The 22603-nt window shown below is 71.6% G+C and carries 19 protein-coding genes; 14 read left to right on the top strand and 5 right to left on the bottom strand.

The features are described from left to right. Window positions 1-86 precede the first annotated feature (86 nt). From ABZ453_RS46660 to ABZ453_RS46625, 8 genes are all read left to right on the top strand, one after another. Entirely contained in the window at window positions 87-767 is a 681-nt protein-coding gene (locus tag ABZ453_RS46660; RefSeq protein WP_208782618.1) for a response regulator, read from the top strand. A 135-nt stretch (window positions 768-902) separates the two neighbouring features. Continuing rightward, entirely contained in the window at window positions 903-3602 is a 2700-nt protein-coding gene (locus ABZ453_RS46655; RefSeq protein WP_359025496.1) for a DNA translocase FtsK, read from the top strand. 245 nt (window positions 3603-3847) lie between these two features. Next, window positions 3848-4684, top strand: a complete 837-nt coding sequence (locus tag ABZ453_RS46650) for a RodZ domain-containing protein (RefSeq protein ID WP_359025494.1) — start codon at window positions 3848-3850, stop codon at window positions 4682-4684. A gap of 84 nt (window positions 4685-4768) precedes the next feature. After that, window positions 4769-6238 carry a 30S ribosomal protein S12 methylthiotransferase RimO gene (gene rimO / locus ABZ453_RS46645; protein WP_359025492.1) on the top strand — a complete coding sequence of 490 codons (1470 nt, stop codon included), beginning with the start codon at window positions 4769-4771 and terminating at the stop codon, window positions 6236-6238. Beyond that, window positions 6235-6957 (top strand): CDP-diacylglycerol--glycerol-3-phosphate 3-phosphatidyltransferase, encoded by a 723-nt coding sequence (pgsA, locus tag ABZ453_RS46640; RefSeq protein WP_133046207.1) that lies wholly within the window; start codon window positions 6235-6237, stop codon window positions 6955-6957. The genes rimO and pgsA overlap by 4 nt, the downstream gene beginning before the upstream one ends. Then, a complete protein-coding gene (locus ABZ453_RS46635) occupies window positions 6954-7499 on the top strand; it encodes a CinA family protein (RefSeq protein ID WP_359025487.1) in 546 nt (181 codons plus the stop codon). Before pgsA ends, ABZ453_RS46635 begins: the two co-directional genes overlap by 4 nt. A gap of 109 nt (window positions 7500-7608) precedes the next feature. Beyond that, window positions 7609-7983 carry a helix-turn-helix transcriptional regulator gene (locus ABZ453_RS46630; RefSeq protein WP_127177649.1) on the top strand — a complete coding sequence of 125 codons (375 nt, stop codon included), beginning with the start codon at window positions 7609-7611 and terminating at the stop codon, window positions 7981-7983. A 338-nt stretch (window positions 7984-8321) separates the two neighbouring features. Next, a complete protein-coding gene (locus ABZ453_RS46625) occupies window positions 8322-8600 on the top strand; it encodes a hypothetical protein (protein WP_133046204.1) in 279 nt (92 codons plus the stop codon). Here ABZ453_RS46625 and ABZ453_RS46620 read toward each other — a convergent pair. Genes ABZ453_RS46620 through ABZ453_RS46610 form a run of 3 tightly spaced genes read right to left on the bottom strand, consistent with a single transcriptional unit; the run spans window position 8551 to window position 15268 of the window. After that, on the bottom strand, window positions 8551-9315 hold the full coding sequence (locus ABZ453_RS46620; protein ID WP_359025485.1) for an SDR family NAD(P)-dependent oxidoreductase: 765 nt from the start codon (window positions 9313-9315) through the stop codon (window positions 8551-8553). The genes ABZ453_RS46625 and ABZ453_RS46620 overlap by 50 nt on opposite strands. A gap of 32 nt (window positions 9316-9347) precedes the next feature. After that, entirely contained in the window at window positions 9348-10184 is an 837-nt protein-coding gene (locus tag ABZ453_RS46615; RefSeq protein WP_359025483.1) for a DNA-formamidopyrimidine glycosylase family protein, read from the bottom strand. 44 nt (window positions 10185-10228) lie between these two features. Continuing rightward, window positions 10229-15268, bottom strand: a complete 5040-nt coding sequence (locus tag ABZ453_RS46610; protein ID WP_359025481.1) for an ATP-dependent helicase — start codon at window positions 15266-15268, stop codon at window positions 10229-10231. Window positions 15269-15642: 374 nt separating this feature from the next. Here ABZ453_RS46610 and ABZ453_RS46605 point away from each other — a divergent pair, with 374 nt between their 5' ends. The 3 genes from ABZ453_RS46605 to ABZ453_RS46595 are packed head-to-tail and all read left to right on the top strand — an operon-like array spanning window position 15643 to window position 17569. Continuing rightward, window positions 15643-16590, top strand: coding sequence for an AraC family transcriptional regulator (locus ABZ453_RS46605; protein WP_359025479.1), 948 nt, complete (start codon window positions 15643-15645; stop codon window positions 16588-16590). Next, window positions 16509-17264, top strand: coding sequence for an AzlC family ABC transporter permease (locus ABZ453_RS46600; RefSeq protein ID WP_359025477.1), 756 nt, complete (start codon window positions 16509-16511; stop codon window positions 17262-17264). Before ABZ453_RS46605 ends, ABZ453_RS46600 begins: the two co-directional genes overlap by 82 nt. Next, window positions 17261-17569, top strand: a complete 309-nt coding sequence (locus ABZ453_RS46595; RefSeq protein WP_359025475.1) for an AzlD domain-containing protein — start codon at window positions 17261-17263, stop codon at window positions 17567-17569. Before ABZ453_RS46600 ends, ABZ453_RS46595 begins: the two co-directional genes overlap by 4 nt. Before the next feature lie 16 nt (window positions 17570-17585). Here ABZ453_RS46595 and ABZ453_RS46590 read toward each other — a convergent pair whose 3' ends face one another. Further along, window positions 17586-18530 (bottom strand): hypothetical protein, encoded by a 945-nt coding sequence (locus tag ABZ453_RS46590; protein ID WP_359025473.1) that lies wholly within the window; start codon window positions 18528-18530, stop codon window positions 17586-17588. 80 nt (window positions 18531-18610) lie between these two features. Between ABZ453_RS46590 and ABZ453_RS46585 the strand changes: the two genes are divergently transcribed. Beyond that, window positions 18611-18805 carry a DUF3046 domain-containing protein gene (locus tag ABZ453_RS46585; protein WP_208780414.1) on the top strand — a complete coding sequence of 65 codons (195 nt, stop codon included), beginning with the start codon at window positions 18611-18613 and terminating at the stop codon, window positions 18803-18805. A 60-nt stretch (window positions 18806-18865) separates the two neighbouring features. Continuing rightward, window positions 18866-20170, top strand: a complete 1305-nt coding sequence (locus ABZ453_RS46580) for an AI-2E family transporter (protein ID WP_359025471.1) — start codon at window positions 18866-18868, stop codon at window positions 20168-20170. Here the strand turns inward: ABZ453_RS46580 and ABZ453_RS46575 are convergent. Continuing rightward, window positions 20164-20994 carry a hypothetical protein gene (locus tag ABZ453_RS46575; RefSeq protein WP_359025469.1) on the bottom strand — a complete coding sequence of 277 codons (831 nt, stop codon included), beginning with the start codon at window positions 20992-20994 and terminating at the stop codon, window positions 20164-20166. The genes ABZ453_RS46580 and ABZ453_RS46575 overlap by 7 nt on opposite strands. A 317-nt stretch (window positions 20995-21311) precedes the next feature. Here ABZ453_RS46575 and recA point away from each other — a divergent pair, with 317 nt between their 5' ends. Then, window positions 21312-22445 carry a recombinase RecA gene (recA, locus tag ABZ453_RS46570; RefSeq protein WP_359025467.1) on the top strand — a complete coding sequence of 378 codons (1134 nt, stop codon included), beginning with the start codon at window positions 21312-21314 and terminating at the stop codon, window positions 22443-22445. Window positions 22446-22603: the final 158 nt, after the last annotated feature.

Raw genomic sequence — 22603 nt, 5'->3', positions numbered from 1 at the left:
CGATGACCGGCACAAGGACGGGCGGCGAAAGGGAGTCGTCCCCAGGGGCGGCGCCCGGTGCACATCCGGGGCGAGGAGGGCGGGCCATGGTGCAGAAGGCCAAGATCCTCCTGGTCGATGATCGGCCGGAGAATCTGCTGGCGCTGGAGGCCATCCTCTCTGCGCTCGATCAGACACTGGTGCGGGCATCGTCCGGGGAGGAAGCGCTCAAAGCACTGCTCACGGACGACTTCGCGGTCATTCTGCTGGACGTCCAGATGCCGGGCATGGACGGTTTCGAGACCGCCGCTCACATCAAGCGGCGCGAGCGGACGCGGGACATCCCGATCATCTTCCTCACCGCGATCAACCACGGCCCGCACCACACCTTCCGCGGTTATGCGGCCGGCGCGGTCGACTACATCTCCAAGCCGTTCGACCCGTGGGTGCTGCGCGCGAAGGTCTCGGTGTTCGTCGAGCTCTACATGAAGAACTGCCAGCTGAGGGAGCAGGCGGCGCTGCTGCGGCTGCAGTTGGAGGGCGGCGGCAAGGCCACGGTCGGTGACAGCAAGGAGCCGGCCTCCCTGCTCGCCGAGCTGTCCGCGCGGCTCGCGGCGGTCGAGGAGCAGGCCGAGGCACTGTCCAAGCAGCTCGACGACGAGTCGGCGGACGCGGCCGCGGTGGCCACGGCGGCCCATCTCGAACGCAAACTCACCGGGCTGCGGCGGGCCCTGGACGCGCTGGAGCCGGGCACCGGGAGCGCGCCATCGGTGACCTCGCAGAACTGACCTTCATCCAGAGGACAGTTGCGGGACAACCGCGGATGAGGACGCGTCAGTTCCACGTTCACTCAAAGGCGACACGAACGGGTGAAGCCGTGGGCACACGTGTCCGTCGTCGCCTCCACCGGTAATCTCACACCTATGGCCTCACGTCCCTCCGCTGCCAAGAAGCAGCCCGCGAAGAAGGCGGCGGCTCCGGCGAAGAAGGCCGCCGCGAAAAGGGCCCCGGCGAAGAAGGCGCCCGCCAAGAAGGCCGCGGCCAAGAAGGCGGCGCCGCCGAAGCCGGCGCCGAACCCGACCGGCGGCCTCTACCGGCTCGTGCGCGCCCTCTGGCTCGGTGTCGCGCACGCCGTGGGCGCCGTCTTCCGCGGCATAGGGAACGGCGCGAAGAACCTCGACCCCGCACATCGCAAGGACGGCGTGGCTCTGCTCCTGCTCGGCATCGCACTGATCGTCGCCGCGGGCACCTGGGCCGATCTGCGCGGCCCCGTCGGCGACCTCGTCGAGATCCTGGTGACCGGCGCTTTCGGCCGGCTCGACCTGCTGGTGCCGATACTGCTCGCGGTGATCGCGGTGCGGTTCATCCGCCACCCCGAGAAGCCCGAGGCGAACGGCCGCATCGTGATCGGCCTGTCCGCGCTCGTCATCGGCGTGCTCGGCCAGGTCCACATCGCCTGCGGCTCGCCCGCCCGCAGCGACGGCATGCAGGCCATAAGGGACGCCGGCGGCCTCATCGGCTGGGGAGCGGCGACTCCGCTGACGTACGCCATGGGCGACGTGCTGGCCGTACCGCTGCTGGTGCTGCTGACGGTCTTCGGGCTGCTGGTGGTCACGGCGACCCCCGTCAACGCGATTCCGCAGCGACTGCGGCTGCTCGGTGTGAAGCTCGGGATCGTCGACGACCCGACCGAGGACGAGTACACCGGGGACGACCAGCGCTACGACGAGCAGTGGCGTGAAACGCTGCCTCCGCGCGCGCGGAAGCGTGGCTCGGCCCCGGAGGCGTACGACCCCGACAGGGCGGAGCAGGAGGCACTCTCCAAGCGTCGTGGCCGCCCCCGGCGCTCCGCCGTGCCCCAGCCCGACATGGGGCGCCCCATGGACGCCGTGGACGTCGCGGCGGCCGCCGCGGCCGCGCTCGACGGCGCCGTCCTGCACGGGATGCCGCCCTCGCCGGTCGTCGCGGACCTCACCCAGGGGGTGAGCGTCGGCGACCGCGAGGAGGCGACGCCCACGCCGACGCCCACACCCGTGCCGGCCGCGCGGCCCAAGCAGGAGAAGCTGAAGGTCGAGGTCGCCGACCTCACCAAACCGGCGCCCGAGGCGCCCAGCGAACTGCCCGCGCGCGCGGAGCAGCTCCAGCTGTCCGGCGACATCACCTACGCGCTGCCCTCGCTCGACCTCCTCACGCGCGGGGGGCCCGGCAAGGCGCGCAGCGCCGCCAACGACGCCGTGGTCGCCTCGCTCACCAACGTCTTCACCGAGTTCAAGGTCGACGCCGCCGTCACCGGCTTCACGCGCGGGCCGACGGTCACGCGCTACGAGGTCGAACTCGGCCCCGCCGTGAAGGTCGAGCGGATCACCGCGCTGACCAAGAACATCGCGTACGCCGTCGCCAGCCCGGATGTGCGGATCATCAGCCCGATCCCCGGCAAGTCCGCGGTCGGCATCGAGATCCCCAACACCGACCGCGAGATGGTCAACCTCGGGGACGTCCTGCGTCTCGCGGCCGCCGCCGAGGACGACCACCCGATGCTGGTCGCGCTCGGCAAGGACGTCGAGGGCGGCTACGTGATGGCCAACCTCGCGAAGATGCCGCACGTCCTCGTCGCCGGAGCCACCGGTTCCGGCAAGTCGTCGTGCATCAACTGCCTGATCACGTCGGTCATGGTCCGGGCGACTCCCGAGGACGTCCGTATGGTCCTCGTCGACCCCAAGCGCGTCGAACTGACCGCCTATGAAGGCATCCCGCACCTGATCACCCCGATCATCACCAACCCGAAGCGGGCCGCAGAGGCGCTCCAGTGGGTCGTACGCGAGATGGACCTGCGCTACGACGACCTCGCGGCGTACGGCTACCGGCACATCGACGACTTCAACGAGGCCGTCCGCAACGGCAAGGTGAAGTCCCCGGAGGGCAGCGAGCGGGAGCTGCATCCCTACCCGTACCTGCTGGTGATCGTCGACGAGCTCGCCGACCTGATGATGGTCGCGCCGCGCGACGTCGAGGACGCCATCGTGCGCATCACGCAGCTCGCGCGCGCGGCCGGCATCCACCTGGTGCTCGCCACCCAGCGGCCGTCGGTCGACGTCGTCACCGGCCTGATCAAGGCGAACGTGCCCTCGCGGCTCGCCTTCGCCACCTCCTCGCTCGCCGACAGCCGCGTCATCCTCGACCAGCCCGGCGCCGAGAAGCTGATCGGCAAGGGCGACGGGCTCTTCCTGCCGATGGGGGCCAGCAAGCCCACCCGTATGCAGGGCGCGTTCGTGACCGAGGACGAGGTCGCGGCGATCGTCCAGCACTGCAAGGACCAGATGGCGCCCGTCTTCCGGGACGACGTCACCGTGGGCACCAAGCAGAAGAAGGAGATCGACGAGGAGATCGGCGACGACCTCGACCTGCTCTGCCAGGCGGCCGAGCTGGTGGTCTCCACCCAGTTCGGGTCGACGTCCATGCTGCAGCGCAAGCTGCGTGTCGGCTTCGCCAAGGCCGGGCGGCTGATGGACCTCATGGAGTCGCGGGGGGTCGTCGGACCGAGCGAGGGCTCGAAGGCCCGTGACGTTCTTGTGAAGCCCGACGAACTGGACGGCGTGCTCGCGGTGATCCGCGGGGAGGCTTGAGAGAAGACCCGAACGGGCGCGGCCGCCGATGTCTGATCGTGACTCACCCGTAAGGGATCATTGAGCAACCGTTTCCCTTCGGCGTACGTCAAGTTGAGGGAAGCGACAAGCGCGTGCCCCACCATCGGTGTGTCCGGCCATACCGATGGGCTAACAAGCTCCACCGCCCGGTTGCCCCACCCTTTCGCACCCCCCATAGACTGAACCTCCAGCACAGGTGGCTTAAACGCTCGAAAGGCGCCCCCGTGTCCATCGGCAACTCCCCTGAAGACGAGCGTCCGTTCGAAGACGATCGCGAGCAAGCCCTGTCCGTCGGCCGCGCCCTCAAACAGGCGCGGATCGATGCCGGGCTGACCGTCGACGACATCAGCAACGCCACCCGGGTCCGCATCGCCATCGTGCACGCCATCGAGGCGGACGACTTCGCCCCCTGCGGCGGGGACGTCTACGCGCGCGGGCACATCCGGACCCTGGCCAAGGCCGTCCACCTCGATCCGGCCCCGCTGCTGGCGCAGTACGACGCCGACCACGGCGGCCGTCCCGCCCCGACCCCGGCGGCGCCGCTCTTCGAGGCGGAACGCATCCGTCCCGAGCGCCGCGGGCCGAACTGGACCGCGGCGATGGTCGCCGCGATCGTCGCCGTGGTCGGCTTCGTCGGGTTCACCGCCTTCAAGGGCGGCGACGACAGCGGTGCCAAGTCGCAGGTCGCCGAAGGGTCCACGCCCTCCGTCAGCAAGTCCGCCTCGCACACGCCCAAGAACAACAAGCCCGCCACCCCGAAGTCCGATCCCTCCGACAGCGCCATCGCGGCCGCGCCGCAGGACAAGGTGACCGTCCAGGTCTCCGCCGCCGACGGACGCAGCTGGATCTCGGCCAAGGACCACAACGGCCGGCTTCTGTTCGACGGACTGCTCAAGCAGGGCGAGTCCAAGACCTTCCAGGACAGCGACAAGATCAACCTCGTCCTCGGGGACGCCGGGGCCATCCAGCTCTACGTCAACGGCAAGAAGATCGAGGACGACTTCCAGCCGGGCGCGGTCGAGCGCCTGACGTACACCAAGGGCGACCCCCAGGTCGGTTAGCAGCACGGTCGTTCCCACGGGGCTGGCGAAGATCGCCAGCCCCGTCGACATGGGCTGTCAGTGAGACAAAGTAGTCTTGAGCGCATGCCTGAACGCCGTACCGTCGCACTCGTCACCCTTGGCTGCGCCCGTAACGAGGTGGACTCGGAGGAGCTCGCAGGCCGCTTGGAGGCGGACGGCTGGGAGCTCGTGGAGGACGCCGAGGACGCGGACGTCGCCGTCGTCAACACCTGTGGCTTCGTCGAGGCCGCCAAGAAGGACTCCGTCGACGCCCTCCTGGAGGCCAACGACCTCAAGGGCCACGGGAGAACCCAGGCCGTCGTGGCGGTGGGCTGCATGGCCGAGCGCTACGGCAAGGAGCTCGCCGAGGCCCTCCCCGAGGCCGACGGCGTGCTCGGCTTCGACGACTACGCGGACATCTCCGACCGTCTGCAGACCATCCTCAACGGCGGCATCCACGCCTCCCACACCCCGCGCGACCGGCGCAAGCTGCTGCCCATCAGCCCCGCCGAGCGGCAGGAGTCGGCCGCCGAGGTCGCCCTGCCCGGGCATGGCCCCGTGGACCTCCCGGAGGGCCTCGCGCCCGCCTCCGGCCCGCGCGCGCCCCTGCGCCGCCGTCTGGACGGCTCCCCGGTCGCCTCGGTGAAGCTCGCCTCGGGCTGTGACCGGCGCTGCTCCTTCTGCGCCATCCCGTCCTTCCGGGGTTCCTTCATCTCCCGCCGCCCCAGCGACGTCCTGAACGAGACACGCTGGCTGGCCGAGCAGGGCGTCAAGGAGATCATGCTGGTCTCCGAGAACAACACCTCGTACGGCAAGGACCTCGGCGACATCCGTCTGCTGGAGTCGCTGCTGCCGGAGCTCGCCGAGGTCGACGGCATCGAGCGGGTGCGCGTCAGCTACCTCCAGCCCGCCGAGATGCGTCCCGGGCTGATCGACGTCCTGACCTCCACCCCGAAGGTCGCCCCGTACTTCGACCTCTCCTTCCAGCACTCCGCGCCCGACGTGCTCCGCTCGATGCGCCGCTTCGGCGACACCGACCGCTTCCTGGAACTGCTCGACACCATCCGGACCAAGGCGCCCCAGGCGGGAGTGCGCTCCAACTTCATCGTCGGCTTCCCCGGCGAGACCGAGGCCGACCTGGCGGAGCTCGAGCGCTTCCTGAACGGCGCGCGGCTGGACGCCATCGGTGTCTTCGGGTACTCCGACGAGGAGGGCACCGAGGCGGCGACGTACGAGAACAAGCTGGACGAGGACGTCGTCGCCGAGCGACTGGCCCGTGTCTCCCGGCTGGCGGAGGAGCTCGTCTCCCAGCGCGCCGAGGAGCGCCTGGGCGAGAGCGTGCACGTGCTCGTGGAGTCCGTGGACGAGGAGGGCGTGTACGGCCGCGGGGCGCACCAGGCGCCCGAGACCGACGGCCAGGTGCTGCTCACGAGCGGCGAGGGACTGAGCGTCGGCCGTATCGTCGAGGCCAAGGTGGTCGGTACGGAAGGTGTCGACCTGGTGGCCGAGCCACTCACGGGCTCGCTCGCGTGTAGTGAGGAGGCGGGCAGATGACCGGAGTGCCGGCATCGGCGGCGAACGGCTCCTCCAAGGCGGGTGCTCCGAAGACCGACGGCACCGATGCCGAGGCGGCGGGCGGTACGAAGCCCGCGCGGGGCGGCAAGATCGCGGCCGCGGCCGTCGACCAGGCCAGCGTCTGGAACATCGCCAATCTGCTGACCATGCTCCGGCTGCTCCTGGTCCCCGCCTTCGTCGCCTTGATGCTGGCCGACGGCGGATACGACCCGGCCTGGCGCTCCGTCGCCTGGGCCGCCTTCGCCGTCGCCATGATCACCGACCTGTTCGACGGGCATCTGGCGCGCACCTACGACCTCGTCACCGACTTCGGGAAGATCGCCGACCCCATCGCCGACAAGGCGATCATGGGGGCGGCGCTGATCTGTCTCTCCTCGCTGGGCGACCTGCCGTGGTGGGTGACGATCGTCATCCTCGGCCGGGAACTGGGGATCACGCTCCTGCGTTTCCTTGTCATCCGGTACGGCGTCATCCCGGCCAGCCGCGGCGGCAAGCTGAAGACGCTCACGCAGGGCGTGGCCGTCGGGATGTACGTCCTGGCGCTGACGGGGTGGCTGGCCACCCTGAGGTTCTGGGTGATGGCCGTGGCGGTCGTCCTGACCGTGGTGACCGGGCTGGACTATGTGAGACAGGCCATTGTGCTGCGCAGGCGGGGAATCGCCGAGCGCAGGGCCGCGTTGGAGGAGGCGGAAGCGTGAGTTCCCGGGCCGCCGACGTGGTGCGACTACTGACCGTGAGGGGCGAGACCCTCGCCGTCGCCGAGTCCCTCACCGGCGGGCTCGTTGCGGCGGACATCACAGCGGTACCCGGGGCGTCCAAGGTCTTCCGCGGTTCGGTGACCGCCTACGCCACCGAGCTCAAGCACGACCTGCTGGGCGTCGACGCCCCCCTGCTGGCCGCTCGCGGAGCGGTGGACGCGCAGGTCGCGAGCCAGATGGCGACCGGCGTGCGCAAGGCGCTCGGCGCCGACTGGGGCATCGCGACGACCGGTGTCGCGGGCCCGGAGCCGCAGGACAAACAGCCCGTCGGGACGGTGTTCGTGGCCGTCGACGGGCCGTTCGCGACGGTTCCCGGTTCTGCCGGTGGCGGAAAAGTACTGGCCCTGCGGTTGAACGGCGACCGCGCGGAAATTCGTAGAGAGAGTGTACGGAGCGTACTCGCACTGCTCCTGAGGGAGCTCGCGGGCGAACACAATGGGAATGAGCGGGCACAGGATACGGAACAGAACGGGGGGTTTTGATGTTTGCAGCCCTGAGTGAACACGACATCGCTCCCCGCACGGCCGCGGCGCGAGGCGGTACGGTGGGGCGAGAAGGATGCGGCTACGCGGTCCGAGGAGGGAGCCACCGATGATTCTGCTCCGTCGCCTGCTGGGTGACGTGCTGCGTCGGCAGCGCCAACGCCAGGGCCGTACTCTGCGCGAAGTCTCCTCGTCCGCCCGAGTCTCACTCGGCTATCTCTCCGAGGTGGAGCGGGGGCAGAAGGAGGCTTCCTCCGAACTGCTCGCCGCCATCTGCGACGCGCTGGACGTACGGATGTCCGAGCTCATGCGAGAAGTGAGCGACGAACTCGCCCTCGCCGAGCTGGCCCAGTCTGCTGCGGCCACCGAGCCCGTCCCGGCACCGGTCCGTCCGATGCTGGGTTCCGTCTCGGTGACCGGTGTGCCACCGGAACGGGTGACCATCAAGGCGCCCGCGGAGGCGGTGGACGTGGTCGCCGCGTGACTCTCACGCGGGTGTAGACCGACGAGGCGCTGACCGGCACCGAAAAAGTGTGCGGGGCCCCGGCCGGGGCTTCTCCAGGGAGACCTGGAGAGGTGCGGTCGGGGTTTTCGTGCTGTTCGGGGTCTTCTTCCTCCGTGACCCTGGCCCGGGGCCGCTACGGCCGTGCCGGTCCGTTTGCCGGGGTGGCGAGGGGCGGTCAAGGTGGAGGCCTGTGGCGCGTTGTCGCGGGACAGGCCCGGGACTGTGGCTCCCCATGGTGAGCGGTGCGCCCCTGTGCCGTTGGTGCGCCCTCCCCGTCGGTGGCGGCGGCGGTCTAGCTTCGGGGCTGGAGGTGGTCCATGGCACGGCCGGCAGCGCGCTGGGGGGCGCTTCTCGGGTTCGGGGCGCTGTGGTGGTGGGCCGTGCTGCGGCTCGCCTTCACGCCCGGTGCCGGAGTGCTGGAGGGGGCGGTGGCAGCAGGCGGGTGGGGGCTCAGCCTGCTGCCGGTGCACTGTGTGCCGAAGGCCCGGGCGGAAGGGGCGCTGGGGGCGGGGCGGTGGCGGGCGGCCTGGCGGGCGGTGGCCCGCGCTACCAGGGCATCGCCACTCCGCCGTTCGGACGCAGGATCTGGCCCGTGACGAAGGACGAGGCGTCGCAGGCCAGGTAGAGCACGGCGTGGGCGACGTCCTCCGGTTCACCGACCCGGGCCAGCGGGGACAGCCGGGCCATCATCGCCTCGGTCTGCGCCTGTGCCTGGGCCTCGTGCCGGTCGGTCATGGGCGTACGGGTCCAGCCCGGCGCGACCGCGTTGACCCGGATGCCGTGTCGGCCGACCTCGCTCGCCAGGGTCCTGGTGAGCTGGACCACTGCGGCCTTGGCGACGCCGTAGCACAGCAGCCCCGGTCGGCCGGTGTCGACGGCGCCGGACGCCATGGTGACGATGCTGCCGCGCACCTTTCGGGCGAGCATTGCGCGGGCCGCCTCCTGGCAGGCGTACAGGACGCCCTTGAAGTTGACGTCCAGCACCCGGTCGAGGTCCTCGTCGCGAGTCTCCAGGACCGGGCTGCTGTGCATGATCCCGGCGATCGCCGCCATGACGTCCAGGCGCCCGCAGGAGGCGACGGCCCGGCCCAGTTGCTCCCGGTCGGTGACGTCGAGGTGGTGGGTGTGCGCGGTGCCGCCCGCGTCCTTGACCAGGGTGGCCGTCTCGTGCAGGCCCTGTGCGTCGCGGTCGGCGCAGTGGACCGTGGCGCCGGCTTCGGCGAGCAGGACGGCCGAGGCGCGGCCGATGCCGCCGGCGGCCCCGGTGACGAATGCGGTGCGTCCGGTGAGGTCGTACGCCTTGACGGGCATGAGGGGACGGTACGAGGGTTTCTGACGGGTCGTCAATTAGTCGTACGGCGTGGAGTTCCGCGGGGTGGGCCGGTAGTCGGTGCCGGTCCCGTCTGGCAGTGCGGGCACCAGTAGGTGGGGCGCTCGCGGGAGCCGTCGCCCTGGTCGGCCACGCGGATCGAGGTGCGGCAGCGCAGACACGGGCGCGGGGCGCGGCCGTACACGAACAGGTCCTGACCGCGCCGGCCGGTCGTGCTGCGGACCGGGCGGTCGCGGTTGGCCTCCAGAAGCATCTTGGCGAACTCCGGCAGCTTGGCGGCGCGCTCGGCGGGCAGGGCAGCGACGGGGAGCCAGGGGGTGACGCCGAGCAGGAAGCACAGCTCGCTCTTGTAGACGTTGCCGATGCCGGCGAGATTGCGCTGGTCGAGCAGGGCCTCGCCGAGGGGGCGCGCCGGGTCGGCGAGCAGGTTGGCGAGCGCCCGCTCGGGGTTCCAGTCCGGGCCGAGGAGGTCGGGGCCGAGGTGCCCGACGACGCGCTGTTCGTCCGAGGTGCGCATGAGCTCCAGGACGGGCAGGCGGTAGCCGACGGCCGTGCGGTCCTCGTTGCCGAGGATGACGCGGATCTGATGGGACGGGCCGCCGGTCCAGCGCAGGCCGTTGGCGAACACCTTCCAGGCCCCGTCCATCTTCAGATGGGAGTGGAGGGTCAGCCCGCCCTCGACACGGGTCAGGAGGTGCTTGCCGCGCGGGGTGACGTCAAGGACCGTACGGCCCGTGAGGTCCGCCGTGGCGTACTTCGGCACCCGGAGGTCGCTGCGGGTCAGCACCTTGCCCGCGAGGGCGCCGTGCAGGCGTCTCGCGGTCTGCCAGACCGTGTCTCCTTCGGGCATGGGTCAAGGGTGGCACGAGCCGGTGGACCGGAGCGGTGTGCTGGTCACGCCCGCAGCCGCAGCCCACGGGGCGTCGCGATGAAGCCCGCTCCTTCCAGGAGGGCGCCGATGGGGGAGGTGAGGGCCGAGGCGCCGTTCACCCGCTCGACCGTGACCGTGCCGAGGGAGCCCGCGCGGGCGGCCGCGGCGAGGGCCTCGGCGGCCGTCCGCAGCCGGGGGTCGTCGGTCGCTGTGCCGTCGGGTTCCGCGGGCCAGGCCAGCAGGGTCTTCCCGCCGCGCTCCATGTAGAGGGTCAGCTCACCGTCGACGAGCACGACCAGGGAGCCCGCCTTGCGGCCCGGCTTGTGACCCGCGCCGGTCGGGGGCTCCGGCCAGGGGAGAGCGGCGCCGTAGGCGTTGGCCGGGTCGGCGGCGGCCAGGACCACGGCCCGGTTGTCGGGCGTGCGGCGCCGGTTGGGGAGGGCGGCGCCGTACGAGTCGTAGGAACCGAAGGGGGAGACTGAGCCGCCTCGCGGGCCGCCCGCTCCTGGGGAGGAGAGGTCGCGGGGGAAGTCGCGTGGGGAGACGTATTCGTCCCTCGACGGGGTGCGCGGGAAGCCGAAGTCGTCGTCGAGGCCGGGACGGCTTGCGTCAGTCCGGTCGCCGCTCGGGGCGGCGCCGTCCGCGTTGTCGAAGGCGTCCGTCCAGTCGAAGGAGTCGGGGAAGTCGGCGCCGTAGGGGGTGTGGCCGAGCGGGGTGTCACCGTCGGCCGCGCGGTCGCCCGGCGGGGTGAAGGCGTGGGGGGAGCCGAAGGCGCTGTCTCCCGGGGTGCCGTCGGCGGGCGGCTGGGGCAGGGCTTCGCCCCGGTCGCGGGCGTTGGACACCGCGCGGAGGCGGTCCACCGCGCCGTCCATCGCGAACTGGGCGGCGCCGAGTCCCTCCACCACATAGCCGCGCCGGGCCTGCCCGCTGTCCTCGAACGCCGACAGGATGCGGTACGTCGCCGAGAAGCCGCCCTCGACGCCCTCGGCGGCGACGGCCCCCCGGGTGACCACGCCGTGCCGGTCGAGGAGGGTGCGGGCGAGCGCGTGCGCGCGGACCGTCGTGTCGGCCTCCCGGGTCGGGAGCAGGGACCAGCGGCCGGCGACCGTGGGCGGGCCGCTGCGGGAGGCGGGACGGGCGGCCGCGGTCAGGGAGCCGTAGCGGCCGCGCGGGACCGCTCGCTTGGCGCGGTGGGCCGTCGAGCCCGCGGTGCGGCCCGATCCGAGCAGGGACCGCATGGGGGTGAGGGTGTCGTTCGTCAGCCGGCCGGACCAGGCCAGGTCCCAGACGGCGTCGGCCAGTTGGGGATCGGTCACGTCGGGGTGCGTGGTCGCGCGGACCTGGTCGGCGATCTGGCGGAAGAACAAGCCGTAGCCGCCGGACAGGGCGGTCAGGACGGATTCGTGCAGCGCCGTCAGCTCCAGGGGGTGCGGCGGGGGCAGCAGCAGAGGGGCCGCGTCCGCCAGGTAGAGGGAGACCCAGCCGTCCTTGCCCGGCAGGGCGCCCGCGCCCGCCCAGACGAGCTCACCGGCCGCGGTGAGCTCGTCCAGCATCGCCGGGGTGTAGTTGGTGACGCGGGACGGCAGGACCAGCCTCTCCAGGGCCGAGGCGGGCACGGACGCGCCCTGCAACTGCTCGACCGCCCGCACCAGTCCGTCGATGCCGCGCAGCGCGTGGCCCTTGCCGATGTGCTGCCACTGGGGGAGGAACTGGGCGAGGGCCTGCGGAGCCACCGGTTCGAGTTCGTGGCGAAGGGCAGCCAGGGAGCGGCGGCGCAGCCTGCGCAGCACGGTCGCGTCACACCACTCCTGGCCGATGCCCGCCGGATGGAACTCGCCCTGTACGACACGGCCGCCCGCGGTGAGCCGCTGCAGGGCGCCTTCCGTGACCGCCACGCCCAGGCCGAAACGGGCCGCGGCCGTGGCCGACGTGAAGGGGCCGTGAGTGCGGGCGTAGCGGGCGAGGAGATCGCCCAGCGGGTCCTTGACCGGTTCCATGAAGGCTTCCGGCACACCGACCGGCAGGGCCGTGCCGAGCGCGTCGCGCAGCCGGCCCGCGTCCTCGATCGCCGCCCAGTGCTCGCCGCCGCCGATACGCACCCGGATCACGCGGCGGGCGCCCGCCAGCTCCTGGGCCCACTGCGGCTCCGCCCCGCGCTCGGCCAGCTCGGCGTCGGTCAGCGGGCCGAGGAGGCGCAGGACGTCGGCGACGCCCTCGGCGTCCTTCACCCGCCGGTCCTCGGTGAGCCATTGCAGCTCCCGATCCAGCTCGGTCAGCACCTCGGCGTCGAGGAGTTCGCGCAGCTCCGCCTGGCCCAGCAGCTCGGCCAGCAGCCTCGAGTCCAGCGACAGGGCGGCGGCACGGCGCTCGGCGAGCGGAGAGTCCCCTTCGTAGAGGAACTGGGCCACGTACCCGAACAGGAGCGAGCGGGCGAAGGGGGACGGCTCGGGAGTGGTGACCTCGACCAGTCGCACCTTGCGGGACTCCAGGTCGCCCATCAGCTCCACGAGACCGGGGACGTCGAAGACGTCCTGCAGGCACTCGCGGACGGCCTCCAGGACGATCGGGAACGAGCCGAACTCGCTGGCGGCCTCCAGCAGTTGGGCGGCACGCTGGCGCTGCTGCCACAGCGGGGTGCGCTTGCCGGGGTTGCGCTTGGGCAGAAGCAGCGCGCGGGCGGCGCACTCGCGGAAGCGGGAGGCGAACAGGGCCGAGCCGCCCACTTGATCGGTGACGATCTGGTCGACCTCGCCCTTGTCGAAGACGACGTCCGCCGCGCCGACCGGTGCCTGTTCCGCGTCGTACTCCGTGCCCGCCTTCATGGGCTCCTGGTCGAGCAGGTCCAGGCCCATCAGATCGGCGTCCGGCAGGCGCAGCACGATGCCGTCGTCGGCGTGCATCACCTGGGCGTCCATGCCGTAGCGCTCGGAGAGCTTGGCGCCGAGGGCGAGCGCCCACGGGGCGTGCACCTGGGCGCCGAAGGGGGAGTGGACGACGACCCGCCAGTCACCCAGCTCGTCCCGGAAGCGCTCGACGACGATCGTCCGGTCGTCCGGGACATGGCCGCAGGCCTCGCGCTGCTCGTCCAGGTACGACAGGACATTGTCGGCGGCCCAGGCGTCCAGGCCCGCCGCGAGGAGGCGCAGCCGGGCGTCCTCCTTGGGCAGCGAACCCACCTCGCGAAGGAACTGGCCCACCGCCCGGCCCAGTTCGAGCGGCCGGCCGAGCTGGTCGCCCTTCCAGAAGGGGAGCCGGCCCGGCACTCCCGGCGCGGGGGAGACCAGGACGCGGTCGCGCGTGATGTCCTCGATGCGCCAGGAACTGGTGCCCAGCGTGAAGACGTCGCCCACCCGGGACTCGTAGACCATCTCCTCGTCCAGCTCGCCGACCCGGCCACCACCCTTCTTCGGGTCGGACCCGGCCAGGAAGACACCGAACAGCCCGCGGTCCGGGATCGTGCCTCCGGAGGTGACGGCGAGGCGCTGGGCACCGGGGCGGCCGGTGACCGTGCCGGTGACGCGGTCCCAGACCACACGCGGGCGCAGCTCGGCGAACGCGTCCGAGGGGTAGCGGCCGGCGAGCATGTCCAGGGTCGCCGTGAAGGCCGACTCCGGGAGTGAGGCGAAGGGGGCCGCCCGGCGGACCGTGGCGAGCAGGTCGTCGACCTGCCAGGTGTCCAGCGCCGTCATGGCCACCAGTTGCTGGGCCAGGACGTCCAGGGGGTTGGCCGGGACCTTCAGGGACTCGATGGAACCGGTGCGCATGCGCTCGGTGACCACGGCCGCCTGAACGAGGTCGCCGCGGTACTTCGGGAAGACCACGCCCGTGGAGACCGCGCCGACCTGGTGGCCCGCTCGTCCCACGCGCTGGAGGCCGGAGGCCACGGAGGGGGGTGATTCGACCTGCACGACGAGGTCGACCGCGCCCATGTCGATGCCGAGTTCGAGGCTGGAGGTCGCCACCACGGCAGGGAGGCGGCCCGCCTTGAGGTCCTCCTCGACCAGGGCCCGCTGCTCCTTGGAGACCGAGCCGTGGTGGGCGCGCGCGATGACCGGCGGGGCCCCCTGGGCCGCGCCCGAACCGCCCATGAGCTCGGCCGGGGCGTGGTGCTCGTCGAGGGGTTCGCCGGTGGCGCGCTCGTACGCGATCTCGTTGAGCCGGTTGCACAGGCGTTCCGCGAGACGGCGGGAGTTCGCGAACACGATCGTCGAGCGGTGGCCCTGGACCAGGTCGGTGATCCGCTCCTCGACATGCGGCCAGATGGAGGGGCGCTCCTGGCCTTCCGAGCCGTCGGCGACCGGGGAGCCGCCCAGCTCGCCCAGGTCCTCCACGGGGACGACCACCGAGAGGTCGAACTCCTTGCCCGACTTCGGCTGGACGATCTCCACCTTGCGGCGCGGCGAGAGGTACCGGGCGACCTCGTCGACCGGGCGGACGGTCGCCGAGAGGCCGATGCGGCGGGCCGGCTTCGGCAGGAGCTCGTCGAGGCGCTCCAGGGAGAGGGCGAGGTGGGCGCCGCGCTTGGTGCCGGCCACCGCATGCACCTCGTCGAGGATCACCGTCTCGATGCCGGTCAGCGCGTGGCGGGTCGCCGACGTCAGCATCAGGAACAGGGACTCCGGGGTGGTGATCAGGATGTCCGGCGGGCGGGTGGACAGGGCGCGGCGCTCCGCGGGCGGGGTGTCGCCGGAGCGGATGCCTACCTTGACCTCGGGCTCGGGCAGGCCCAGCCGGACGGACTCCTGGCGGATGCCGGTCAGGGGGCTGCGGAGGTTGCGCTCCACGTCGACCGCGAGGGCCTTGAGAGGCGAGACGTACAGCACCCGGCAGCGCTTCCTCGGGTCCGCCGGCGGGGGCGTCGAGGCCAGCTGGTCCAGGGCGGCGAGAAACGCGGCAAGTGTCTTGCCGGAACCGGTGGGGGCGACCACCAGCACGTCCGAGCCCTCTCTGATGGCGTTCCACGCGCCCGCCTGGGCCGCGGTGGGCGCGGAGAAGGCCCCCGTGAACCAACCGCGGGTCGCGGGGGAGAAGCCGTCCAGGGCTCGGTGTGCGGAGCTGACCATGCATCCATCCTGCACCCGGGCACTGACAATGACCCTGACCTGCGGGTTCGCGCCGCCGGGGTGGTGGGTCGGGGGCTCGGTCGGCGGTCGGCGGTCGGCGGTCGGCGGGTGGTCGGGGGGCGAGGTGGCGTGGCCGTGGGCGGTCGGGGTGTGGGGTGTAGCCGAGGGCGGTCCGGGCTCTGGCGGTAGGGCCCATGGTGGGGGCCTCGCGGTGTGGCGCCGCTGATCGGGGGCCTCGCGGTTGGCCGTGTGATCTGGGCCCTTTGCCGGGACCCCGGCTGGGCGGGCCGTAGCCGGTCATCCAGGGTCGTCGCGGGCCGTCGCGGGTCGTAATGGGTTCGCCAGGCTTCGTCGGTCTCGCCGAGAATGGGGGTGTGGCGGGTTCGGGCAGTGAGGTGGCACGGCACTGGCGGTACGCCGAGTTGCCGGGAGTCGATCTGCTGCGGGCCCGGTACATCCGCAAGGCGTTCGTGCGGCACACCCACGAGCACTTCGTGATCGCGGCCATCGCGGACGGGGCCGAGGTCTTCCACCACCGCGGGGCCGATCAGTACGCGGGCGCGGGGACACTCGCCCTGGTCAATCCCGACACACCGCACACCGGACGGGCCGGGGTGCCGGAGGGGTGGCGGTACGGCGCCGTCTATCCGTCGCCGGAAGTGGTCGCGGAGATCGCTGCCGAGACCACCACCCTGCGCGGGACCCCGGGGTTCGTCAGTCCGGTGCTCGACGACCCCTATTCCGTAGGGCTGGTGCACCAGGTGCTGCGGGCCGCGGACGAAGGGAACGCGTTGGCCGCCGACACCCTGTTGAGGGTGGCCGTGACCAGGTTGCTGCGGCTCAACGGCGGTCCCCTGCCGCAGCGGGCGGTGCGGACGGCGGGCGGCCGGATCGCCTCACGCGCGCGTGCCGTGCTGGAGGAGCGGATGGCCGGGCCGCCTACCCTGGAGGGGCTCGCGGCCGATCTCGGGACCAGTCCCTTCGCTCTGCTGCGGGCGTTCCGGGACGCGTACGGGATGCCGCCCCACGCCTGGCTGACCGACGCCCGGGTGCGCAGGGCGCGCCGGCTGCTGGACGCAGGCACGCCGCCCTCGGAGGCGGCCGTCGCCGTGGGATTCACCGATCAACCGCATCTGAACAGGCACTTCGCCCGGATCGTGGGAGTGCCTCCGGGTGCCTACCAGCGGGAGCGCAAGAACGTACAAGACGCTCCGCAGGGGCTGCTCGTACCGTCGGACGGGTGGCAGAACAGACAGCTTTCGCAGACGTCCGGGGCGAGGACAAGCCCGACGCCGCCGTCGTCCGGGACGCCCTCGGAGTAGGCGTCGCCGTAGGACTGTCCGGCTTCGCCTTCGGGGTGACCGCGGCCGGGAGCGGGGTCACGGTGTTGCAGGCCTGTGTGCTCAGCCTCCTGGTGTTCACCGGGGCGTCCCAGTTCGCGCTCGTGGGCGCGCTCGCGGCGGGTGGCAACCCGCTCACGGCCGCCGCCGGCGCCTTTTTCCTGGGGGTCCGCAACGCCTTCTACGGGCTGCGTCTCTCGCAGTTGCTGGCCCTCCCGCGCGCGGTACGGCCGTTCGCCGCCCAGTGGGTCATCGACGAGACGACCGCCGTGGCGCTCGCGCAGCCGACGCGGCGCAGTGCCCGGATCGGGTTCACGGTCACCGGGCTGAGCCTGTACCTGCTGTGGAACCTGACCACTCTGCTCGGCGCACTCGGTGCTCAGGCCATCGGGGACACGGACGCGTGGGGACTCGACGCCGCCGGGCCCGCCGTGTTCCTGGCGCTGCTCGCGCCGATGCTCAGGACCACCACCGAGCGTGCCGTCGCGGGCCTCGCCGTCCTGCTGGGGCTCGGCCTGCTGCCGGTGCTGCCCGCCGGCGCACCCGTCCTGGTGGCCGCGCTCGCCGCCCCTGCCGTCCTCTTCCTGGAGGGACGGCGCAAGGGGACTCCAGGCGACGCCGCCCATGACGACCACGCGGAAGAGGAGAGTCGTTGAACACCTGGATCGCGATCGGCGCCACCGCGCTCGGTTGTTACGCCGTCAAGCTCATCGGCCTGCTCGTGCCCGCGGGCACTCTGGAGCGCCCGCTCGTGCGGCGGCTGGCCGCGCTGTTGCCGGTGGCCCTGCTGGCCGCGCTGACCGCCCAGCAGACGTTCGCCGACGGGCACCAGCTGGTGCTCGACGCGAGGCTGGCGGGGATCGCCGCGGCCGCAGGCGCGTTGGTGCTGCGGGCGCCCTTCCTGCTCGTCGTGGCGGCGGCCGTGCTCGTCACCGCCGGTGTGCGGGCCATGGGCGGGTGACCTCCCCGGGGCGGGGTCAGCCGATGAGGCGACCGTGCGCCCTGAGGGTGCGCAGTGCCTCGATCGTCACCTGGGGGCGTGCCTCCAGCGCGGTGCCAGGCGCCCACTGGCGCCAGCGGACCGGCCAGCCGCCGTCCTCCTGCTGAGCGTCGGCGAGGAAGTCCAGGGAGCGCGCCATCTCGTCGTCGGTGAACCACGCGCGCGCCAGTGAGCTCGGCGTCTTCGCGTAGTCGTGCGGGAAGTGATGCTCGCCGGGGGCATAGCCGGGCGCCACGGGATACGCGGCGAGGTCGCCCGGATCCAGCGCGGCGAGCCGGTGTTCACGCACCAGACGGCCGAGACGGTCGGCGGCCGCCTCCGCGCGCGGGCGGTCGGGAGCGGAGTCCAGGAAGGCCACGGCGGCCTCGACCTCGTACGGGTGCGACTCCCGCAGGGAGTCGATCGCCTGCCAGCAGTAGTCGGTGGCCCGGAACAGCCAGGCGTGCCACACCTCGTTGCGGTGCAGCAGGCCCACCACCGGCCCGGTGGCGAGCAGTTCGCTCGGCGGGTCGTCCACGATCGGCATGAACGGGGCCGCCGGGTAGCCGCGCTGGCTGGGGTGGATCGCCGGGAGCGCGCCGTCCTTGGTGGAGACGGAGGTCAGATAACGGCACACGTGCTCCACCCGCTGTCCGCCGCAGCGCCCGATGGCGTCCAGGACGCGCAGCGCGTGCCCGGTGTGCAGCGGCTGGCTGACCGGGCCGCGCAGATCGGGCTCCAGGGCGTGGCCGTAACCGCCGTCCTCATTGCGGTAGGCGTCCAGTGCGGTCTCCACCGGGTCGGCGCTTGCGTTCAGGAAGTGGTGTGCGAAGACGCGCTGCTCGAGCACGCGCGCGGTGAGCCAGACGAAGTGCTCGGCGCGGAAGAGCGGGGAGTGCGCCGGGGGCGTGGCGGGGAGTGGGGAAGCTCCTGTTTCGGACATGCGACAGACCGTAGGACGGAAAGCGGTCTCGGCAAGTGGTCCCGGCTCAGGCCCACCCTCAGGGGCGGGATACTGGAGGCATGCGGTTGACGGTCTTCTGGGAGCGGATGGCGGATCACTTCGGTCCGGGGTACGCCGACACCTTCGCGCGCGACCACGTGATGTCGGAGCTCGGCGGACGCACGGTGCACGAGGCGCTGAACGCCGGCTGGGAGGCCAAGGACGTGTGGCGCGTGGTCTGCGCGGTCATGGACGTTCCGGGGGAGAAGCGCTGACCGGTCGTGAAGATCGCAGGGTGGCATCCGATTGTCACAGCGGTGGGCGAGACTTGACGCGTGGCACCCACTGACGAGACCGGGCCGACGGCCCAGGACGCATCCCCGTTCGGCACGACGCCGCCCGACCGCCCGGCCGACGGCGGTGACAGGTCGAGCGCCGCCATGCCCCGCTGGCTGCCGCGGGCCGTGGTGCTGGTGCTCGCTCTCTACGCCGCCTTCCAGCTGGGTACTTGGGCCTTCCACCAGCTGACCGGGCTGCTCATCAATCTCCTCATCGCGTTCTTCCTGGCCCTCGCCATCGAGCCCGCGGTGAGCTGGATGGCCTCGCGCGGCATGCGCCGGGGGCTCGCCACCGGCATCGTCTTCCTCGCCGTGATGGTCCTCGCGGCGGGCTTCGTCACCCTGCTCGGCTCGATGCTGGCGGGCCAGATCATCAAGATCGTCGAGAACTTCCCGGACTATCTCGACGCGGTCATCAATTGGATCAACACCCACTTCCACACCCACCTCAAGCGGGTGGACGTCCAGCAGGGTCTGCTCCGCTCCACCTGGCTGCGCAACTACGTGCAGCACAGCGCCACCGGTGTCCTGAACGTCTCCGCCCAGGTCCTGGGCGGCCTCTTCCAGTTGCTGACGATCGCGCTCTTCTCGTTCTACTTCGCCGCCGACGGCCCCCGGCTGCGGCGCGCGATCTGTTCCGTACTGCCGCCCGCGCGGCAGGCCGAGGTGCTCCGCGCGTGGGAGATAGCCGTCGACAAGACGGGCGGGTATCTCTACTCACGCGGCCTGATGGCGCTCATCTCCGGCATAGCCCACTACATCCTGCTGCAGATCCTGGGTGTGCCCTACGCGCCCGTGCTCGGCGTCTGGGTGGGCCTGGTCTCGCAGTTCATCCCGACGATCGGCACGTATCTCGCGGGCGCCCTGCCCATGCTGATCGCGTTCACCGTCGATCCCTGGTACGCGCTGTGGGTGCTGATCTTCGTCGTGGTCTACCAGCAGTTCGAGAACTACATGCTGCAGCCCAAGCTGACCGCGAAGACCGTCGACATCCACCCCGCCCTGGCCTTCGGCTCGGTCATCGCCGGCACGGCGCTCCTCGGTGCGGTGGGCGCACTGATAGCCATCCCGGCGGTCGCCACGCTGCAGGCGTTCCTGGGGGCGTACGTGAAGCGGTACGCGGTCACCGACGATCCCCGGGTCCACGGCCACCGCGGAGGCGGTTCGGGTAGCGGCCTCTTCGCGCGCGCCAGACAGCTGTGGACCGCGCGGACGGGAGCGGTACGGGACGAGGCGGGGGAGCGCGGCGAGGACTCCTCCCGGGGGCGGGAGCCGACCGGACTGGCTGACGAGACTCAGTAGGTGAGGACGGCCCACACGCCGGCGGCGAGGACGGCGAGCACGTAGCAGCCGGTCGCCGCGGCCACCAGCCGCAGCCGGGTGGGCTCGCTCCACGAGGTACGGGACAGCAGCCAGGCCAGCGCGGGCAGCACCAGGACGGCATGGAGGCTGACGCCGTGCAGGGGCTTGAGCGGGGCCGTCGAGTGGTACGCCGCCTCCTGGTGGCCGGTACGGGTGAGCACCACACCGTGCGCGATCATCGCGGCGCCCGAGGTGAGCGCGACGAGCAGGATCGCGAACCCGGAACGCACGGCGAGCGCCATTCCGGCGGGTCCCGCGGGCCGGTGCCGGAACGAGACCACCGCGAACACCGTGAGCAGCACCACGAGGACACCCCCGCCCACCGCCAGCGTCATCGACACGACGGTGTCGAAGGGCGTCTCCATGTCGAGGTGCGAGGGCACCCGGCGCCAGGCCTGGAGGGTGATGCCGCCGACCTCCACGACGCAGTCGGCCGCGAACACGGCGAGCAGCACGGTACGCAGGCGTGGTCCGACGCGGAGATACGACGTGACCCAGGTGACCGCGATCAGGGTCGCCCCGAAGGACAGCCCGAAGGTCACCGGCTTGCGCCAGGAGACGGGCCCGTACCAGGGGCCGCCGTCGACGGCGAACACCAGCAGATGCGAGAGGCCGGAGAGGACCAACAGGAGCCCGACGGCGTGACAGAGACGCTCCACCGGGCGCAAGCCGGGAAACCGTGTGAGCGGTACGGCCGGTGCCGCGACGTCGGCAGGGCGCCGCGCTGCTTCGCCGCTCCCTCGGGTGCTCTTCTCGGTCCTCATGCCCCTGAGCCTTCCGGGACAGCCCCCTCCCGGTCGTCGTCCCGTCGAAGGCATCCGTCGTACGCCGCCGGGAGCAGCCCGGGCTGTCGGTGGGTTGACAGAGTCTCGGGGGCGCCGCGTGGTGCGCTTGACACTAAAATCGAACATCCATTCTCATGGAGGCTCCGGCGAGGCTCTCCACGGGTGATTCGAAACGTTTTTGACAGATAAGTACCCGAGTTATCCACAGGCCGGACGGGCGTCGGGGCGCATTGTCAGTGGCAGGCGTTAGCGTCTTTGACGTGAAGCGATCGACTCAAGCAAATCGGGTGGAACCCATGGCAGGAACCGACCGCGAGAAGGCCCTGGATGCCGCACTCGCACAGATTGAACGGCAATTCGGCAAGGGCGCGGTCATGCGCATGGGCGACCGGTCGATGGAGCCCATCGAGGTCATCCCGACCGGGTCGACCGCGCTCGACGTGGCCCTCGGCGTCGGCGGCCTGCCGCGCGGCCGTGTCGTCGAGGTCTACGGACCGGAGTCCTCCGGCAAGACGACCCTGACCCTGCACGCGGTGGCCAACGCCCAGAAGGCGGGCGGCCAGGTCGCGTTCGTGGACGCGGAGCACGCCCTCGACCCCGAGTACGCGCGCAAGCTGGGCGTCGACATCGACAACCTGATCCTCTCCCAGCCGGACAACGGCGAGCAGGCCCTGGAGATCGTGGACATGCTGGTCCGCTCCGGCGCCCTCGACCTCATCGTCATCGACTCCGTCGCCGCGCTCGTCCCGCGCGCGGAGATCGAGGGCGAGATGGGCGACAGCCACGTGGGTCTGCAGGCCCGTCTGATGAGCCAGGCGCTGCGGAAGATCACCAGCGCGCTCAACCAGTCCAAGACCACGGCCATCTTCATCAACCAGCTCCGCGAGAAGATCGGCGTGATGTTCGGCTCCCCGGAGACCACCACCGGTGGCCGGGCGCTGAAGTTCTACGCCTCGGTGCGCATCGACATCCGCCGCATCGAGACCCTGAAGGACGGCACGGAGGCGGTCGGCAACCGCACCCGCTGCAAGGTCGTCAAGAACAAGGTCGCGCCGCCCTTCAAGCAGGCCGAGTTCGACATCCTCTACGGCCAGGGCATCAGCCGCGAGGGCGGTCTGATCGACATGGGCGTGGAGCACGGCTTCGTCCGCAAGGCCGGCGCCTGGTACACGTACGAGGGCGACCAGCTCGGCCAGGGCAAGGAGAACGCGCGCAACTTCCTGAAGGACAACCCCGACCTGGCCAACGAGATCGAGAAGAAGATCAAGGAGAAGCTGGGCGTGGGCGTGCGGCCGGAGGAGCCGACAGCCGAGCCGGGTGCGGACGCCACCGCCGTCTCCGCCACCGCCTCCTCGGACGACGCGGCGAAGACCGTGCCCGCTCCGGCGGCCAAGGCGGCCAAGACCAAGGTCCCGGCTGCCAAGAGCTGATCCATGACACGGCGAACCGACTGGTCCGAGTACGCCTACCCGGACGCTCCGCGTGAGCGGGGCGGGGCGGGTGACGGGGGTTTCGCCGGTCCGGATGGCGAGGCGTACGCGGACGGCGCGGACGGGGGACATGGCCGCGCGGTGTCGTACGGCCACGG

Origin of the sequence: Streptomyces sp. NPDC005799, from assembly GCF_040630525.1 — a bacterium.
In the GTDB taxonomy this organism is placed as follows: Bacteria; Actinomycetota; Actinomycetes; order Streptomycetales; family Streptomycetaceae; genus Streptomyces; species Streptomyces griseorubiginosus_B.
Note: the sequence above shows the minus strand (reverse complement) of the source record. Positions and strands in the feature narration are given on the sequence as shown.

Coding starts and splice junctions, on each gene's coding strand:
- ABZ453_RS46610 (WP_359025481.1), bottom strand. CDS start 15,268: ATGGTCAGCTCCGCACACCGAGCCCTGGACGGCTTCTCCCCCGCGACC.
- ABZ453_RS46585 (WP_208780414.1), top strand. CDS start 18,611: ATGCGGTTGACGGTCTTCTGGGAGCGGATGGCGGATCACTTCGGTCCG.
- ABZ453_RS46620 (WP_359025485.1), bottom strand. CDS start 9,315: ATGCCCGTCAAGGCGTACGACCTCACCGGACGCACCGCATTCGTCACC.
- ABZ453_RS46625 (WP_133046204.1), top strand. CDS start 8,322: ATGGCACGGCCGGCAGCGCGCTGGGGGGCGCTTCTCGGGTTCGGGGCG.
- recA (WP_359025467.1), top strand. CDS start 21,312: ATGGCAGGAACCGACCGCGAGAAGGCCCTGGATGCCGCACTCGCACAG.
- rimO (WP_359025492.1), top strand. CDS start 4,769: ATGCCTGAACGCCGTACCGTCGCACTCGTCACCCTTGGCTGCGCCCGT.
- pgsA (WP_133046207.1), top strand. CDS start 6,235: ATGACCGGAGTGCCGGCATCGGCGGCGAACGGCTCCTCCAAGGCGGGT.
- ABZ453_RS46615 (WP_359025483.1), bottom strand. CDS start 10,184: ATGCCCGAAGGAGACACGGTCTGGCAGACCGCGAGACGCCTGCACGGC.
- ABZ453_RS46655 (WP_359025496.1), top strand. CDS start 903: ATGGCCTCACGTCCCTCCGCTGCCAAGAAGCAGCCCGCGAAGAAGGCG.
- ABZ453_RS46590 (WP_359025473.1), bottom strand. CDS start 18,530: ATGTCCGAAACAGGAGCTTCCCCACTCCCCGCCACGCCCCCGGCGCAC.
- ABZ453_RS46660 (WP_208782618.1), top strand. CDS start 87: ATGGTGCAGAAGGCCAAGATCCTCCTGGTCGATGATCGGCCGGAGAAT.
- ABZ453_RS46630 (WP_127177649.1), top strand. CDS start 7,609: ATGATTCTGCTCCGTCGCCTGCTGGGTGACGTGCTGCGTCGGCAGCGC.
- ABZ453_RS46575 (WP_359025469.1), bottom strand. CDS start 20,994: ATGAGGACCGAGAAGAGCACCCGAGGGAGCGGCGAAGCAGCGCGGCGC.